General features: G+C 60.5%; 18 protein-coding genes. 9 read left to right on the forward strand and 9 right to left on the reverse strand.

The annotated features are described in order from the left end of the window. Nucleotide 1: 1 nt before the first annotated feature. Complete coding sequence (locus HJC00_RS23965) at nucleotides 2-904, reverse strand: branched-chain amino acid ABC transporter permease (RefSeq protein WP_064811172.1); 903 nt, start codon at nucleotides 902-904, stop codon at nucleotides 2-4. A gap of 535 nt (nucleotides 905-1,439) precedes the next feature. Here HJC00_RS23965 and cysQ point away from each other — a divergent pair. Both cysQ and HJC00_RS23975 read left to right on the forward strand, forming a co-directional pair. Next, on the forward strand, nucleotides 1,440-2,237 hold the full coding sequence (gene cysQ, locus HJC00_RS23970; RefSeq protein ID WP_221144674.1) for a 3'(2'),5'-bisphosphate nucleotidase CysQ: 798 nt from the start codon (nucleotides 1,440-1,442) through the stop codon (nucleotides 2,235-2,237). A 647-nt stretch (nucleotides 2,238-2,884) separates the two neighbouring features. Next, nucleotides 2,885-3,610, forward strand: coding sequence for a sugar transferase (locus tag HJC00_RS23975; protein WP_210630091.1), 726 nt, complete (start codon nucleotides 2,885-2,887; stop codon nucleotides 3,608-3,610). Between the two features lie 415 nt (nucleotides 3,611-4,025). Here HJC00_RS23975 and HJC00_RS23980 read toward each other — a convergent pair whose 3' ends face one another. Continuing rightward, entirely contained in the window at nucleotides 4,026-4,256 is a 231-nt protein-coding gene (locus tag HJC00_RS23980) for a hypothetical protein (protein ID WP_221164711.1), read from the reverse strand. 106 nt (nucleotides 4,257-4,362) lie between these two features. Between HJC00_RS23980 and HJC00_RS23985 the strand changes: the two genes are divergently transcribed. Then, nucleotides 4,363-4,638, forward strand: coding sequence for a DUF1153 domain-containing protein (locus HJC00_RS23985; protein ID WP_007533628.1), 276 nt, complete (start codon nucleotides 4,363-4,365; stop codon nucleotides 4,636-4,638). A gap of 20 nt (nucleotides 4,639-4,658) precedes the next feature. On the opposite strand, the gene HJC00_RS23990 is transcribed toward HJC00_RS23985, so the two are convergent. Next, entirely contained in the window at nucleotides 4,659-5,126 is a 468-nt protein-coding gene (locus HJC00_RS23990; protein WP_210630088.1) for a paraquat-inducible protein A, read from the reverse strand. Nucleotides 5,127-5,262: 136 nt separating this feature from the next. Between HJC00_RS23990 and HJC00_RS23995 the strand changes: the two genes are divergently transcribed. Further along, nucleotides 5,263-5,541 (forward strand): GNAT family N-acetyltransferase, encoded by a 279-nt coding sequence (locus HJC00_RS23995; RefSeq protein WP_221164712.1) that lies wholly within the window; start codon nucleotides 5,263-5,265, stop codon nucleotides 5,539-5,541. 155 nt (nucleotides 5,542-5,696) lie between these two features. Here HJC00_RS23995 and HJC00_RS24000 read toward each other — a convergent pair whose 3' ends face one another. Beyond that, nucleotides 5,697-6,050, reverse strand: a complete 354-nt coding sequence (locus HJC00_RS24000) for a flagellar export protein FliJ (RefSeq protein ID WP_210630084.1) — start codon at nucleotides 6,048-6,050, stop codon at nucleotides 5,697-5,699. A 437-nt stretch (nucleotides 6,051-6,487) separates the two neighbouring features. On the opposite strand from HJC00_RS24000, the gene ctrA reads away from it, so the two are divergent. Beyond that, a complete protein-coding gene (gene ctrA, locus HJC00_RS24005; RefSeq protein WP_007533606.1) occupies nucleotides 6,488-7,189 on the forward strand; it encodes a response regulator transcription factor CtrA in 702 nt (233 codons plus the stop codon). Between the two features lie 217 nt (nucleotides 7,190-7,406). Here the strand turns inward: ctrA and HJC00_RS24010 are convergent, their stop codons facing one another. Continuing rightward, entirely contained in the window at nucleotides 7,407-7,769 is a 363-nt protein-coding gene (locus HJC00_RS24010) for a response regulator (protein ID WP_210630083.1), read from the reverse strand. A gap of 120 nt (nucleotides 7,770-7,889) precedes the next feature. After that, nucleotides 7,890-8,537: a histidine phosphotransferase ChpT gene (chpT, locus tag HJC00_RS24015; protein WP_210630081.1), complete on the reverse strand. Its 648-nt coding sequence runs from the start codon at nucleotides 8,535-8,537 to the stop codon at nucleotides 7,890-7,892. A gap of 194 nt (nucleotides 8,538-8,731) precedes the next feature. Between chpT and HJC00_RS24020 the strand changes: the two genes are divergently transcribed. Both HJC00_RS24020 and HJC00_RS24025 read left to right on the forward strand, forming a co-directional pair. Further along, a complete protein-coding gene (locus HJC00_RS24020) occupies nucleotides 8,732-9,319 on the forward strand; it encodes a DUF1134 domain-containing protein (RefSeq protein WP_210630079.1) in 588 nt (195 codons plus the stop codon). Nucleotides 9,320-9,435: 116 nt separating this feature from the next. After that, nucleotides 9,436-10,596 carry a hypothetical protein gene (locus tag HJC00_RS24025; RefSeq protein WP_221156057.1) on the forward strand — a complete coding sequence of 387 codons (1,161 nt, stop codon included), beginning with the start codon at nucleotides 9,436-9,438 and terminating at the stop codon, nucleotides 10,594-10,596. 31 nt (nucleotides 10,597-10,627) lie between these two features. Here the strand turns inward: HJC00_RS24025 and HJC00_RS24030 are convergent, their stop codons facing one another. Continuing rightward, nucleotides 10,628-11,446 (reverse strand): RNA methyltransferase, encoded by an 819-nt coding sequence (locus HJC00_RS24030; RefSeq protein ID WP_210630076.1) that lies wholly within the window; start codon nucleotides 11,444-11,446, stop codon nucleotides 10,628-10,630. Between the two features lie 6 nt (nucleotides 11,447-11,452). Further along, complete coding sequence (locus tag HJC00_RS24035) at nucleotides 11,453-11,836, reverse strand: hypothetical protein (RefSeq protein WP_221164713.1); 384 nt, start codon at nucleotides 11,834-11,836, stop codon at nucleotides 11,453-11,455. 41 nt (nucleotides 11,837-11,877) lie between these two features. Between HJC00_RS24035 and HJC00_RS24040 the strand changes: the two genes are divergently transcribed. Together HJC00_RS24040 and rpoH are read left to right on the forward strand one after the other, a co-directional pair. After that, nucleotides 11,878-12,903, forward strand: coding sequence for an RluA family pseudouridine synthase (locus tag HJC00_RS24040; RefSeq protein ID WP_221156058.1), 1,026 nt, complete (start codon nucleotides 11,878-11,880; stop codon nucleotides 12,901-12,903). A 189-nt stretch (nucleotides 12,904-13,092) separates the two neighbouring features. Continuing rightward, entirely contained in the window at nucleotides 13,093-14,001 is a 909-nt protein-coding gene (gene rpoH / locus HJC00_RS24045; RefSeq protein WP_020922112.1) for an RNA polymerase sigma factor RpoH, read from the forward strand. 331 nt (nucleotides 14,002-14,332) lie between these two features. Here the strand turns inward: rpoH and HJC00_RS24050 are convergent, their stop codons facing one another. Then, nucleotides 14,333-16,807 carry a hypothetical protein gene (locus HJC00_RS24050; protein ID WP_210630073.1) on the reverse strand — a complete coding sequence of 825 codons (2,475 nt, stop codon included), beginning with the start codon at nucleotides 16,805-16,807 and terminating at the stop codon, nucleotides 14,333-14,335. Nucleotides 16,808-16,834 lie beyond the last annotated feature (27 nt).

The raw sequence follows: 16,834 nt of genomic DNA on the forward strand, positions 1-16,834 counted from the left end.
GTTATACCTTCTCGACTTCCGGCCGTCCGAGGATGCCCGTCGGTTTGAAGATCAGCACGAAAGCGAGGATGGCGAAGGTCGCCACATCCTTATACGCGATGGTGAAATAGGCTGACCACAGCGATTCGATCAGGCCAATCATCAGCCCACCAAGAACGGCGCCCGGCAACGAGCCGATGCCGCCGAGAACGGCTGCGGTAAATGCCTTCACACCCGGCGTGAAACCATCGGCGAACGAAGCGACGCCATAATACATCAGATACATCGTCCCGGCGACGGCAGCCAGCGCCGCCCCCATGACGAAAGTGATCGAGATCGTCTGGTCGACATTGACGCCGAGCAGCGCCGCCATCTTGCGATCCTGCTCGGTGGCGCGCTGGGCGCGGCCGAGGGCCGTGTGATTGACGATATACCAGAAGACGGTCAGCAGCACCGCCGTGATCAGGATGATGATGATCTGCTTCAGCGACACCGAGATGTTGCCGAACTGGTAAACCGAGCTCACCATCGGCGGGATCGGCTTGTTGCGCGGCCCCTGCGTCACCTGGATGAAGTTGGACAGCACAATCGACATGCCGATCGCGGTGATCAACGGTGCAAGGCGGAAGGATCCGCGCAGCGGACGGTAGGCGACACGCTCGATCGTCCAATTCCACAGACTCGTCATCAGCATCGCGACGACAAGCATCGCCAGCAGCAAAATTGCCACCGGGAGACCTGCGAAGATGGATGTGAGGACGAGAAAGACGATAAGAGCGGCGAAACCACCGAGCATGAAGATGTCGCCATGGGCGAAATTGATCATGCCGATAATGCCATAAACCATCGTATAGCCGATAGCCACGAGGCCATAGATGGATCCGAGCGTCAGCCCATTGAAGAGCTGCTGGACGAAATACTCCATATGTCGTTTTCCCCTGGATGCGAGCCGAAGATGCTGCATCTCTTTTTGGTTATTCGGCTCCTCGTTCAAGGAACCTCATAGGCCGCATGCATAGCGGTTTCGGTGAAAATGTGAAGACAAAAAGGATTTGCGCCAGCAGATTCTTATTCGAACAGGCCTAAATGGCGCATTTTGAACCAGAATCCACAGAAAATCGGCAAAGACCGACCCATTTTTAGCCAAAACCTGCTGCCGGCTTAACCATCCGGCAAGCGCGCCGTCGATTTCCTGCGCCGCTTCCCGCGTAAGCTATTCCATAAGGCTGGAAGAAAGCGCAAATTCAACCCTTGAGCCTGCAGTTTTTGCGAATGGTATTTCACAGGTAAATGCCGCCATCCTCGCCTGACAGCTGCGGGAACTTATGGTAGCATCTTCAATCTGCGTTATCGGGGGTGCGGGGCGCGGCGAGAACCACCATATCGATATCTGGTGCGACAGGGATGGTTGAGGACGAGCGACAGCGGGCGCTCGCGGCGCGGCGAACGGCAAAAGGACAATGCTGACGACATTTGAAAAGGCGGCGCTCGAAGCCGGTAAGGCCATCATCGCGATCTTGCGCGAAGGCTTTCCCATCACCATGAAGGCGGACGCGAGCCCGGTTACGGTTGCCGACGAGGAGGCCGAACGCATCATCCTCGCCCATCTGTCCAGGGATTATCCCGATATACCCGTCGTGGCGGAAGAGTCGGTTGCCGCTGGAAGCGTGCCCGACATCAGCGGCCGCGGCTTCTTCCTGGTCGACCCGCTCGACGGCACCCGTGAATTCGTCGACGGACGGCAGGAATTCACCGTCAACATCGCTTATATCGAGAACGGCGCCCCGGTCGCCGGGATCGTCTACGCGCCGGCGCTCGGGCTCGCCTTCTTAGGAGAGCGCGGCCGTGCCGAAAGGCTTGATGTCACCGAGGACTTCACCATCGGGGCGCGCACCGCAATTGCCGTGCGCGAGCAGCCGGACGACCGGCTTGCACTTGCAAGCCTTCGTCACAACAGCCCGGAGACGGGAACCTTCCTCGCCGATCACGCGATCTCCAAATGCACCAATATCGGCTCCTCGCTGAAATTCTGCCTGCTGGCGGAAGGCAAGGCCGACGTCTATCCACGCTTCACCCGCACGATGGAGTGGGACACCGCGGCCGGCGATGCGGTGCTGCGCGCTGCCGGGGGATCGACGGTGACGCTCGACGGAGCGCTGCTGACCTATGGCAAGACGGGGACAGCGGCCGATTTCGACTTCGCCAACCCGAACTTCATTTCCTGGGGCGGCAGGAAACGCGTCCTCGAACCGGCGTGACCGTCCGCGGGCATTCGCAAATGCCATGATACGCGGTCCCGCTCATGATATGTTCTGCGCCTGCCGCCCGCTCCACGAACGCCTTGGCGCGTGGCGACCACTGCGGCCCCTGCTCTTAATCGTTCAAATATCGTCCTGCCGCGTTCGAGCCGCACCGCAGACACTCGTAGAAATCGGAAAGTGATTTGGCCGATGCGGCGCGCGTGATTTCCGGTGGGCTTAACGTCCATCTTCACCGGTTCGAACCCCTGCCGATTCGGCCTTGATTTTGTCATATTTTGACACAGATTGAGAACGGCCGAACATATCCGGCAAAAAAATTCACGTCGGAATTCGTTAAAAATGCCGTCGGCGAACCGTCGGTCGCGTGTCGAAACAACACGAGGACAGACCTGTGGAAGCCCTCGCCAAGAGCCTAGAAACCTTGACGAAATTCCAATTATTAACGAAATATCATGAGGTTGCCTCAACTTAACGCAAGTGCGAAAGATTTGTTGCGATGCGATATTTCTCTGGACACCATTACACAATTGTCGCATTTTTCCGTTTTAGTAGGGTTACCAACACCTGAGTGCAGCCCTGGTCACAGGGCAAACCATTGATCGCCTATTGCCGCCGCGCCCCTCGAAGACAACAGAGTACGATCCTTGAGCATCACGGAATTAAACAACACCATTTCGACTGATTCCTTCCGGCCGAGCCGCCGCCAGCAGCCGAGCCTGAAGATTCAAACCCCTGTCATCCATAGCGATGCCTCCCAGGCGCCGTGGGTGGATCTCGCCCTGAAGCGGGCGTTCGACATAGTTTCGTCGTTGAGCGCCCTCCTCGTCCTCGCCCCTTTCCTTCTCCTCGTCGCCCTGCTGATCAAGCTCGACAGCCCGGGACCGGTGCTGTTCAAGCAGACCCGCTGGGGTAAGAACTGCAAGGCCATCAAGGTCTACAAGTTCCGTTCCATGCGTACCGATCTCTGCGATGTCTCAGGCGTCGCCCAGACGGTGAAGAACGACCCCCGTATCACCCGCATCGGCGCCATTCTGCGCCGCACGAATATCGACGAGTTGCCACAGCTGTTGAACGTGCTGTTGGGCGATATGTCGGTCGTCGGTCCTCGCTGCCATGCAATCGGCATGCGCGCCGGCGGCATGCTCTATGAAGAGCTCGTGCCGGAATATCATCAGCGCCACGCCATGCGCCCCGGCATGACCGGTCTTGCCCAGATGCGTGGCCTGCGCGGTCCGACCGATCGTCCCGCCAAGGCGCGCGCCCGCATCGCTTGTGATCTTTATTATGTCGGGAATTTCTCGATCTTGATGGACATGCGCATCATCGTCGGGACCGTTGTGTCAGAAGTGACCGGCGGAAAAGGCTTTTAACAGCGGTTCAGCTTTCCACGGAAGCGCAGAACCGCTCTAACCTTTTGTATTGTGCAATTCCCGGCAAAAGCACTTTACGCTTTGCCTGGAATTGCTCTCGCCTTTTTGTGAGAAAGGACAGGGCGGCCGGTGCCGTTCTGGCGACCGCCTGCGTGCGGTTGACCCTGTATGGCTTTTACATCGCGCTCTTCAGATAACCGTCGACAGCGTGCGATGAGAGATCGAGAATGATCGCGATCTCATCGCTGCTCTTGCGATTCGCCGACAGCGCAGCTCTCCGATCTGGGGCCGGCTAGACGTTGCCGGCGAGCCATCTTCAGGATTGCTGTTGCCTGAGAGCTGCTCCAGAAGCTCACGCAGCTAAAGCGCACTGCCATAGAATGCATGGCTGCCCGAGTAGCGAAAATGTATTGTTTCAGGTCAATGCTGGCAATGCGAAGGCGAAGCCGTTTTTCAGGCCGGGCACCTGGAAGAGCATGCAGCGGCGGCAATTTTCCTGATCGGCCGCACTTCCCGCAATCGATCCCTCCTCACGGAAGATCGGCGGAACCGTCCGCTTCATCGGCGTCACCGGTCCGATGCCGTAGAAGAGATCGACGTGCTCGTGAGAGCCGGCGGGATTTTGCTTCGCTCGTTCACCGGCCACTCCGGGCATCTAAATTTGTTATCAAAGTCTTACGTTGGGCTTAGGCAATTTTTAAATGTGGCAGGCTAGAGTGGCGCTCGTGGTCTTGCGTTGTGTAGAGAGTCCAATGACCGAAATGATACGTCCCCGAGTGAAATATGTCATCGGCCCCGATGGCAGCCCCCTGACCATCGCGGACCTTCCGCCGCCCAATACGCGGCGCTGGGTGATCCGCCGCAAGGCAGAGGTTGTCGCGGCTGTTCGCGGTGGCCTGTTGAGCTTGGAAGAGGCCTGCGAGCGTTACACGCTCACGGTCGAAGAGTTCCTTTCCTGGCAGTCGTCGATCAACAGCCATGGCCTCGCCGGCCTGCGCACCACGCGCATCCAGCAATATCGCCACTGATCGCGCGCCATCGCCGACATTTATTTCGGGCCGGACGCATCTCCCATCAGGGAATGAAGAAGGCCCGAAATTATTGACGAGGCGGCGTAGCACCAGAGGCCGGGCTGCGTGAAGGCATCCGCCAACCCCGTTGTCTTCGCCGCAGCAATGACGATCGCGACCAGCAGCACGTCCATCATTGACCACTTGGACAGATGCGGCACGACGCGCCGATAGAACTGCCTCCCGGCCCCGCTGCCGGCAGCCGTCGCTTCCGCCGCAATCCCGATCATCTTCAGAAACGGAAGCACGATCGAGACCAGCGCGACGACCGCCGCCAGCAGCCCATCGCCGCCTTGCCAGAGCGAGACGACGATTTCGATGAGCGAAGGGGTCTGATCGAAGAAATACAGCGTCTCGAAACGGACCAGCGGTAAGATCAGGCCGAGCGCCAGGAGGAACGGCGCGGCCACGAGAAGAGCGGGGCGGATGATCGAAAGCGCGCTCATTGCCCCAGAGCCTCGCGTCGATCCGACATTTTTCATGAACACTGCGTCTCCCTGAGGAACTGTTCTACCGCCTTGGCACGACCGCGCCGCCGTGTCACCGTCGGCTGCGATTAATATCTGTGCACGAGGAAAGACGATGGATATCCGAAATGAGGAAGGCGTATCCGGTGGCCGTTATGCCGTGGACGTCGAGGGGCACGAGGCGGAGATGACCTATTCGCGAACCTCGCCGAAGCTCGTCATCATCGATCACACGGCGGTTCCCGATGCCCTGCGCGGCAAGGGTGTCGGCCAGGCATTGTCTCTGCACGCGGTGGAAGCGGCCCGCGCTGGCGGTTGGAAGATCATCCCGCTCTGCCCGTTCTTCAAGGGGCAGGCGCAACGTCATCCGGAATGGCAGGATGTCGTGAATTGATTCGCGACGCCTGAAGCGGTCGCCGCGGGGAGCGGCGGCGTGCGGACGCAAAAGGCGGGAAACACCAAAAGCCATGTATGACGGACAGCGCGCCCATCATACATGGCCTCTCTCAGGCGATCGTCAGGCGCCGACGCCGGCGCCCGCATTTTCTCTCAGGCCCTGGCGGCGCGGACGCCGCTGTCACGTTCTTCCAGCGCCGTCGCCCTTGCATATTCCGCCTGCATTTCCTCAAGCGCCAGTTCCAGCGCCTCTTCCTGCATCTTCAGTTCCTTGATCGAAACCTGCAGGTTGTCGGCCCGCTGACGCGCGGCCTTGGCGAAGGTCGGATAAGCAAAGTGATTCGGGTCGGATATACCGGACTTCTTTTCCTCGACGACGATCTGGCTCTCCAGATCCTTCGTCATCCGTTCGAATTCGGACATCATCATCTGCAATTGCTGCAATTGACGTCGTTTTTCGTTCACCTGAAACTCTTTCAGGCGAACGAGACTTTCTCGCGACTTCATACGCATTACTCCCGTGATGCGAGACCCCGGCTCAACTTGAAACCGCCCTGCGCGCCGCTTTGACACGGTTTGCTAAAAAATTTCCTGCGATATTAACAAAAACCTACCGCTGGTAACCTTTCGTTTACGGGCATCGTTAATGATAGGCCCGATGATTTAAGGGTCGGTAAATGCCACGGCACGAAGTTCGAACCTTTTCATTGGCGAGTCGGATGAATCAGTTAGCGCTGTTTCCTAATGTTAACGTTGAGGAACGCCTTTTTGAGATTCCTATTGGAAAACAGAGAAATGGAAAAATTATTTAATAAATTCGATACTCCTTGCCAGAGTGAATTAGAATTTGTTAACCATTTCGTGGCAGCTTCCAAATCACGTAGCTTGTTCGGGTAGCGTGTAGGGGGCCAGACCACCTTTCGGCGGCGGTAAAGGGGATAATTATGCGGGTACTTCTCATCGAGGACGACAGCGCTACGGCGCAGAGCATCGAATTGATGCTCAAATCAGAGAGTTTTAATGTTTACACCACCGATCTCGGTGAAGAAGGCGTCGATCTGGGCAAGCTGTATGATTACGACATCATCCTTCTCGATCTGAACCTGCCCGACATGTCCGGATATGAAGTGCTCCGCACTCTCCGGCTGTCCAAGGTCAAGACACCGATCCTCATTCTGTCGGGCATGGCAGGCATCGAGGACAAGGTTCGCGGCCTCGGCTTCGGCGCCGACGACTACATGACCAAGCCCTTCCACAAGGACGAGCTCGTCGCCCGCATCCACGCTATCGTTCGCCGCTCCAAGGGTCACGCCCAGTCGGTCATCATGACCGGCGAGTTGATCGTCAATCTCGACGCCAAGACCGTCGAAGTCGGCGGCCAGCGCGTCCATCTGACGGGCAAGGAATATCAGATGCTGGAGCTGCTTTCGCTCCGCAAGGGCACCACTCTCACCAAGGAAATGTTCCTGAACCACCTTTACGGCGGCATGGACGAACCGGAGCTGAAGATCATCGACGTCTTCATCTGCAAGCTGCGCAAGAAGCTCGCCAACGCCGCCGGCGGCGCCAATTACATCGAAACCGTCTGGGGCCGTGGTTACGTTCTTCGCGAGCCGGATGGCACCGAATATGCGGAAACCGCTTGATCTTCCGATCCCCCTTATCGGATGACGAAATCCCGCCCTTTCGGCGGGATTTTTCGTTTGCACCGCCGGCGCTGCCGCCCCGTTAGAGGGATTCCGCCTGATCTGGCCGAACAGGTTAACATTCCGGTCAAGGAAAAGCGCAGCGTCAGCCGGAGCCCGGCGGCGCTTGCGGCACTATGCTCAGGGACGGCCGATGCGGCCGGGAAGAAAGCTGATGTCAGGCAGCAATCGCGCGGTTTCCGAAAACGGCGGTTAGGATCTTACGATCGAACGGCTTCAGCAGGAAATCGGTGGCGCCGGCTCGTTTACCCGCCATCAGCTTCTTCAGATCCGCCTCGATGACGCAGTAATAGATCTTGACCTCTTTGCCGCCGTCCATGGCGCGGATCGCCGCGATGAGGTCGAGCGCACCTTCCATGCCGGAATCGACGATGAGGTATTCCGGCAACTCTGCCTGGCAGCGCTGCAGCGCCTCGGCGGCATCGGAGGCCTCGCTGACGAGAAAGTCGAGTTCGGAGAGAATGCGCTTGCCGACCTTACGGACAATGTCCGAATTATCGGTGATCATGAACCTTTGCATGACTACTCCTTTCCCCGCATTCGTCGCAACGAGGGGTCTTCCACAACCTAAGAGAATAGGTCCATCAGGCTAAGGAATCGTTACCGGACGGGCGAGAGCATGCTGCTGCACGCCGAAAAATCAGACCGCAGCAACCGTCGCCGTGAACACCAGTTCGTCCGGACTTGCGCTGTGGTCGAGCGTCATTCCGCACTCCTCGGCCAGAAGCACGGCGTAGTACGGCTGGATCGAATGGGCGTCGATCGCTTCCTCGATCGTCCCCGTCGATATCTCGACGAATTTCGGCGGCAGACGCATCAGCTTGCCTTTCACCGAGAGGGTGAACTTGGCCTCGAATTCAGGATTTTCGAGCGTGACCTCGAGCACGCCGCCGCGCGGAATCGCCGAATAGGCGACGAGGAAGAGGTTGAGCAACAGCTTGACGCGGTTCTTGGCCACGATGGCACGCGGTCCGTTCCAGATCACCTCGGTCTTCTTCTCGGCGAGGGCAAAATCCTTGGCGGCCCGCTCGGCCTCGCCGGTATCGATCGAGGCGCCGACTGAACCCGATGCGCCGAAGGCGAGGCGCGCGAATTTCAGGCGGACGGAAGCGTTGAGCGCACTGGTGCGGATCAGATCCATTGCATCGGAATCAGCGCCGCCTTCATCCAGAAGCTCCAGGCCGTTGTTGATCGCGCCGACGGGCGAGATGACATCGTGGCAAACGCGGCTGCAGAGAAGCGCGGCCAGATCCGGGCCGGACAGGGTGAGGTTCGGGTTCTTGGACATCATCGTCTCCTGAAGGGCGGCAATCTCATCGCGCCCGCAAATATGCTTCATCAAAATTGCGCGAAGTTTGCGATCGTATTCAGTGCCATAATGACACCATATTTGGTAAACCGATTGTTAAGATCATCGGCGCAAAATGCAGCAATCGACGCGAGCGGGTGCCCGCTCCAGCCAAACGACGAACGGATGACATCATGCGCCCTCGATTTCCGCACCGATTCATTGGCTTCTGCAGGTTGCTTTCGGCCCTCGTCTTCTCCTCGCTGATGATTGCCGGGCCGGCCGCGGCCCAGAACAACGGTCAGTATACGATGCAGGAAATCATCGATGCCGGCCACTCCTTCTTCGGCTCCGCCAGCGGCGGCCTTGCCAAGGTGGTCGAGAGCGCCTTCCAGAAATACGGCCTGCCGAACGGTTATATTCTTGGGCAGGAAGGCGGCGGCGCCTTCATCGCCGGTCTCACCTACGGCGAAGGCCAACTCAACACCAAGAACGCCGGCGAGCATCCGCTCTACTGGCAGGGCCCGTCTCTCGGCATCGATTACGGCGGCCAGGGTTCGCGCGTCATGATGCTGGTCTACGACCTGCCCTCCATCGACGGCATCTATGCCCGCTTCGGCGGCGTCAGTGGCTCGGCCTATGTGATCGCCGGCTTCGGCATGACGGTGCTGAAAAACAATGACGTGCTGGTTGTGCCGATCCGCACTGGCGTCGGCGCCCGCCTCGGGGTCAATGTCGGTTATCTCAAGATCACCCAGGCGCCGACCTGGAACCCCTTCTGAGGTGGTAAAGCGGCAGGAATCGGCTGCCGCCGGCATCGGCGGCCTTGCCATGCGTGCCATGCCTGCTTAATCATCGCGGCTGACCCCGTATTAACTGTCGAATCGATGGCCGCGCCGTGATCGAATACGCTCTCTTGTTCGGATTGGGCTTCCTGACCGCGGCCTTCCTCGTCTTTCTGGTCTCGCCGGCCGTTCACCGCCGCATTGTCTGGTATACCGAAAACCGTCTCAAGGCGACGATGCCGCTGAGCCCGCAGGAGGTTCGCGCCCAGAAGGATATGGTGCGCGCGCTTCATGCCGCCGAGAATGCCCGCACCACCCAGGACCTTCTGCGTGAGCGCGAGAAATCCCTGTCGCTCCAGCTGCGCCACGATGCGCTCGCCGTCGATGCCGGCAGGCTCGCCGCCGAGATCGGCGAATTGCAGGCCCAGATCGGCGAGATGCATGTCGAGGCGGCCGAGCAGCGCTCGCACCTGCGCAAGGATGAGAACTACATCAGCCAGTTGAAAACCAATCTGCATATTGCCGAACAATCCGCCGCCGACAAGGAGAGCGAACTGGCGGCAATGCGAACGCGGCTGAGCAAACTCATCGAACAGGCCGACGGGCTGAGAATCGATCTCGCCGCGCGTGAGACCGAAGCGGAAAGCCTGAAATTCCGCGCCAACGCGCTGCGCGACGAACGCGACACATTGCGCCAGGACGTCAACCTGCTCCAGAAGCGGGCTAGGGATGCCGAACAGAAACTGACGCAGCAGCAGCATATGGTGATCCGCCTGGAGGACAAGGCTGCACGCGAAAGCGCTTCCGCCGCCGAGAAGGAAACGCAGCTCGCCCGCCGTCAGCAGGAGATCGCCAAGTTGAAGGAGCAGTTGAAAGCCGCCAATGCCGAGATCCGCAAGATCAACCGGGTGCTGCGCGATGCCGGCCTGGCCAAGATAGCGGCGGAACTACCGGCGGAACTGACGGCTGAAGACACGACCGCATCCGTGCTCGACACGGCCGCTGTGACGGCTGAGATGGGCGAGGATGTCCGCAAGCGCAGCGCCGCCCTTGCCGAGCGCCTGCTGAAGGCAAAGTCCGTCACCGGACGCGATGGCGCGATCCGCGAGGAGATCGCCTCGATCGCCGCCAATATGGTCGCGCTGACCGCACTCAACGAGGGCCCTTCCTCAGCGATCCACGCGCTGCTGCCGGATGCCGGCAACAAGAACCCGAACGATCGCCTCAGCCTTGCCGACAGGGCGGCGGCCGTCATCGCCAATCCGGTGCGTTAGCCCATCGATCCGACGCGCGTCGTTCCAAACGTCAGATCCGCCCCATGGCGGAGGCCATGGAAAACAATGCGATCCCCGTCGCAGTCGCCGCGTTGAGACTGTCGAGCTCCTCCGATTGCGGGATACGGGCGCTCTGAAAGTGCGCCAGCAGTGCCTCCGGCAAGCCCTCCCCCTCCGTGCCGATGACGAGCGCCATGCGTGCCCCGGCCGGAATGGCGCGGATGTCGGTCTTCCCATGCGGCGACAGCGTCCAGATCGCAAACCCACGTTGGGCAAGCGCCAGAAGCAGGTCCAGCGCCTTGCCGCCGCGCCGGTGCGGAACGCTCAACACCGAGCCGACCGACACGCGCAATGCCTTGCGATAGAGCGGATCGCAGCAGGTTTCGTCGAGCAGCACGGCATCCGCCCGGAAGGCGGCGGCATTGCGAAACATCGAGCCGGCATTGTCGTGGTTGGAAATGCCGCAGCCGACCAGCACCAGCGCCCGTTCCGGCAATGCGTCGAGAAGTGCTGCCTCGCCGCGGTCCTCTCGCTTGCCGAGGGCGAGAACGCCGCGATGCAGATGAAAGCCGACGACACCATCGAGCACTTCAGCCTCGGCGACATAAACCGGCACGCTAGCCGGAAACCGTTCGAGGATGGATTGCAGACCGTCGACGCGATTGCGCAGCAGCAGGATTTTCTCGGCCGAGAAGCCGCGACGTGCCGCATGCGCCTCGGCGAGCATGCGCAGCACGACAGTGCCTTCGGCGATAAAGCGGTTTTCCCGGCCCGTCAGGTCACGCTCTCTTATATCGCGAAACTCGGCAATGCGTGGGTCGTCGGCGCTGTCGATGACGATCGGGGCCATCTCGCCTCAATTCCCGGCGACGATGACGTCGGCGACGGTGCGGCCGGTCCTCAGATCGAATACCAGCGCCTTCCTCGTGCCTTCAACCGTTTCTCCATAGAACAGGATCTGTCCCGCCGAAAACGAGGTTGACTGCACCTTGAACCCGAGCGGCAGGGAAAGGGTCGCAGCAAGCGGTGCATCCGAAGGCACACCGGAAGCTGCGGCAGTGGACGCGGTCTCCTTGGGCTCGCGCATCGTCTTGTAGACAACAGCGCCGAAGACCGCCATAAGGCTGACGAACATGATGGCGCCGGATACAATCTGCAGGCGGACCATCTTGCGCCGGACACTTTCCATCGCCGGATCAAGGGGCTTCTCTTCCTGGTCGTCTGGCTCGATTGCTGTCATCTTTGCGTTCCGTTCTAAAAATACGTCGGAGAAGAAGCGTCTTGAGCGACCCCTTTAAACAAGCAGCCGGCGTTAGAAAAGTCCTGACCGCCGATGAAACCGCCGAAGGCCGGCTCGACGCATGGCTGACCGCGCAGGTCGGTAAGGATTTTTCCCGCAGCCGCATCAAGGCGCTGATCAAGGAGGGGCTGGTTTCTTTGCGAGGCGAGCAGGTTACCGATCCGCAGCGCAAGGTGCGCGTCGGCGACAGCTTCGAAATCACCCTGCCCGAACCTGAAGACCCGACCCCAAAGGGCGAAGATATCCCGCTCGACATCCTTTATGAGGACGATGACCTTATCGTCATATCGAAACCGGCAGGTCTGGTCGTCCATCCCGGCTCCGGTAACTGGACAGGAACTCTGGTCAACGCGCTGATCCATCATTGCGGCGATACGCTCTCCGGCATCGGCGGCGTGCGCCGTCCTGGCATTGTCCATCGTCTCGACAAGGACACGACAGGCGTCATGGTCGTCGCCAAGAACGACGTCGCCCATCGCCACCTCTCGCTTCAATTTGCCGACCACGGCCGCACCATGCCGCTGGAGCGGGCTTACCGGGCAGTCGTCTGGGGCCGTCCCCGCACTCTGTCGGGAACAATCGATGCGCCTCTCGGCCGCGCCACCGGCGACCGCACCCGCCGGGCCGTCAAGCGCACCGACAGCCAGGATGCCGACGCGGCGATCACCCACTACGAAGTGATCGAGCGCTTCCAGGAGAACCCTGACGCGACCGCGCTCGCGTCGCTGGTCGAGTGCCACTTGGAAACCGGCCGCACCCATCAGATTCGCGTGCACATGGCCCATATCGGTCATCCGCTCGTTGGCGACATCGTTTACGGCGCCGGCTTCAGGACCAAGGCCAATCTTCTGCCCGAAGAGATCCGCAAGGTTGTCAATGGTTTCGGCCGTCAGGCACTGCATGCCTTCATGCTGCAATTCGAGCATCCCCGCACCGGCGAACTCAAGCATTTCGAAATACCGCTGCCGGACGATATGGTGAAACTGGTCGAGGCATTGCGACGATAAAGCGGCTTCGGGACACCGCTCTCGCCGCCTCACACCTGCGTGAGCGGCACCTTGAACCGCCGTTTCGCCATACTTATCTGTATATGGACTTAGTGCGGGCTTGGAACAAAAGCCGCACGTCCCGGTTCGCCTTTTAACGCGGGGGCGCGTTTCCATCGGGAGCCGGAATTCACTTTAGGAGGGTGCACTATGGCCCGAAATACCTTGCCGTCCATTACCGCCGGCGAAGCCGGTCTCAACCGTTATCTCGACGAAATCCGCAAATTCCCGATGCTGGAGCCGCAGCAGGAATATATGTTGGCCAAGCGTTATGCCGAGCATGGCGACCGCGACGCTGCCCATAAACTCGTCACCAGCCATCTTCGCCTCGTCGCGAAGATCGCGATGGGTTATCGCGGCTACGGCCTGCCGATCGGCGAAGTCGTCTCTGAAGGCAATGTCGGTCTGATGCAGGCCGTCAAGAAATTCGATCCCGAACGCGGCTTCCGCCTCGCCACCTACGCCATGTGGTGGATCAAGGCCTCGATCCAGGAATATATCCTACGGTCGTGGTCGCTGGTGAAAATGGGCACGACCGCCAACCAGAAGCGCCTGTTCTTTAATCTGCGCCGGCTGAAGGGCCGCATCCAGGCGATCGACGACGGCGACCTGAAGCCGGAGCACGTCTCGGAAATCGCCACCAAGCTGAACGTCTCGGAGGAGGAGGTCATCTCGATGAACCGCCGTCTCTCCGGCGACGCCTCGCTGAACGCGCCGATCAAGGCGGCCGAAGGCGACAGCGGTCAATGGCAGGATTGGCTTGTGGACGACCATGAGAGCCAGGAAGACGTGCTGATCGAACAGGATGAGCTCGAAACCCGCCGGCGCATGCTGGCCAAAGCAATGAGTGTTCTGAACGAACGCGAGCGTCGCATCTTCGAGGCCCGCCGCCTTGCCGAGGATCCGGTGACGCTGGAAGATCTCTCGGCCGAGTTCGACATCAGCCGCGAACGCGTCCGTCAGATCGAAGTCCGCGCCTTTGAAAAGGTGCAGGATGCTGTTCGCAAGGAAGCCCTGGAACGCGCCAAGGCCATTCGCGTCGTCGAAGCCACGGCCTGATCGGCTGAGCTCGAGAATTGCAAACGCCACCTCCTAGACGGGAGGTGGCGTTTTTGTTTTGTAGCGGGCGACGCCTGCGGGAAGGACGTCAAAGGGGTGCCGTGCAGCCCCCCTCATCCGACCCTTCGGGCCACCGTCTGCTGGGGAGAAGAGGAGGAGCAAGCTGCTCGCCCTCATTTCCAAAAAGAATGCTTTATGAAAGACAGGAGCTTGCCACGATTCTCTTCTCCCCAGCGGGGGTCCGAAGGACGGGTCGAGACCTGTGGCTCGACGCCAGCGGGAGCCAGCCGGCGAATGAGGAGGCCGGTGGCACAAGGCATCGAGAACCCACTCACTGGCTCGTGGAGACATCCCCGAGTGCAGTCCACTCCTTGATGGCTGTATTGAAGGCGTTCGTTCCCGTGCCCCCCTTCTCCATTGTCAGCAGCGCACGGCGGCCGTTGCGGTAGGTGATCGGAATATCGATCCAGTTGCGGGTCGACAACAGATCGAGATTGGCCTTGCGCGCATCGGGATAGTCGTTGAGCGCAATCATGTGGAAATCATCGGTGATCTTGGCCGGAACCGCGATCAGCGCGTCGCCGCGATCCTGTTCCGTGCGCTTCATCGAAATGCGCTGGACGCTCTCGATGCTGCCGCCTTCGAAATTCGGCGGCACCGAGAAGACGATCTCGACGAGATGACTTGCCGGCAGGGACGGATCGGAGTTGCGCTTGAAGGTAACGAGAGCGGAGAGGTTGCGCTCGGGAACGCTGACGTTGCCCTGCACCGTCGCCTCCTGCCGGCCGTCCTGGCCGGCCTCGTGCTGGACGCTCCAGACGACCGTTCCCTCGATGGCCGTCGGCGAGCTCTGGCCGATACGCTCCTCATAGAGGAACATTTTTTCCGACGAACCGACCGGCGCAGCCTGCTGCGGCGATGCCGTGGGACCGTTCGGCGTCAGCGTTTCGGGCGGGGCCGCATCGCCTTGCGCGCTGGCGGGCGGCGTATCCGCTGCCGCAACATTCTGTTCGGCCACCGATTTTCCTTCGGCAGTCGGCGTTCCCGGCACCGTCGCCGGACCGCTATCGACTTCAGTTCCGTCGGAAAGCAGTCGTTGCGTAAATTTGGAATTGGCCGCCGCGCCGTCATTGTTCAATGACGCCACTTGCTGGTTCGGCTGTGCCGCGGCCGGCGGCGGATTCTGCGCTTCCGGCGCAACTGGCTGGGCTGGAGTCGGCGTGGCCTGAGTCGACGTCTCGGACCCCGCCGGCGTCATTGCCGCCTCGTTTCTCGTAGCCTGCGATGGCGCCGAGCTGACAAGCCCATCGACCATCGCCACCAGCGCTTCTCTGTTCATCCAGCCGGCATAGGCGCCGCCACCGATCAGGATAAGCGCGAAGAGGAGAGTGATTATCGTGCCGATGCCGAAGCGGCGGCGCTTCGGTTCCATGCGGAAATTCTTGCCCTGCAGCTTCGAGGCGACGATCTGATCGATATCCATCGCCGGATTGGCGTCGTCATCGTCGGCGGCGATCGGACCGCGGCGGTCATAGCCACGCAGGGCCTTCGCTTCGCGCCACTCCTCGCTCGGCGCGCCGGCGGGGGGTGTAGGCTTGCCGTCGTGCACCTCCGCGAAGATATCAACGTCGTCGAAATGCGATGAAACGGGCGTCTTCTTGTCGGTGCCTGCCTCGATCGGCGGCAGGTCGTCAAAGGCAGCCTTCTCCCAGGAGAAAGCTTCCTTAGCGGCCGGCATGACAGCGGCGGGCGCCATTTTCTCGAGACTCGATATCACGTCTTCGAAGGCACGCGCCGAAGCGTCGCCGGTGACCGGCGCCGTTTCCGAATATTGCCGGAGCTCCTCTTCGGCCCATTCGGTCTCAGCATCCTTGGGCGCCGGAGCCGGCGTCTCGACGGCAGGCTCGGCCCAGACAGGATCGAAATGTCCCGCAGCATCCGCCTGCAGCGGCTCCTCGCGGCTATGTTCGACGAATTCCGCCCGATCGAAATCGGCGACCGGCTCCACGAGCCGGTTGGATGCATGCTCCATGCCGCGTGTGATCGGCTGAAACGACTCGATGGGCTCGTAAGCTGCCTCGGCCTTCGGCTCATGGCTTTCCGCCATCGCCGGTTCGGCCGCGATCTCCTGGGGATGCTGCTCATCGGCACGATGCTCGTCGGCTTCCTCGTAGGAATGATCGGCAGATGGCGTTTCGAAGCCGTGATGTTCCGGCTGCATTTCTTCGGCGGCGACGTCACGCGCCTCGCCGGCATGCCATTCCTCGGCCGGCGCCTCCTCCTCATGCGAGGGATGCCAATAGGCCTCGACGGGTGCAGCTGTCTCAGCGGAAACAGGTGCTTGTTCGGGCTCAGGTTCCGCGGAAAGGGGCTCCTCAGCCGCGACCTCTTCCTCAGTTTCCTGCCGTGCGTCGGCTTCCAGGTGATCCGGCTCGTGGGCTGCGTCGGTTGTCGGCGATCCCGCATCGGCTTCACCGGCCGGCTCGTCGACAGCCGTCTGGGGCGCAGGCGGCGACGTGCTTTCGTCAGGAACCGCTTGTTCTTCCAAGATTTCCGGCGCGGCGCCGGCGCCAGCCGCCTCATCGAGGGGCAGCGCTTCGGAGTGTTCAGCCTCCACTTCGCGGATGGCGGCCTCGAGCTTTTCGAGCTGGCGTTGCAGCATGGCTTCCGGCGGACGCGGCTTCATATTCTCGAGCTGCCGCTGCACTGCGCCGCGAGCACGCTCGTAGACTTTCACCCGCATCTCGGGGGTATTTTCAGCCAGGCCATCGACGGCCCGCCGAATAACTGCAATAAAATCCGCCATTCTTACTTTCTCAAGAAGTCCGGCCTT

The organism is Rhizobium sp. NLR22b, from assembly GCF_019685295.1.
In the GTDB taxonomy this organism is placed as follows: domain Bacteria; phylum Pseudomonadota; class Alphaproteobacteria; order Rhizobiales; family Rhizobiaceae; genus Rhizobium.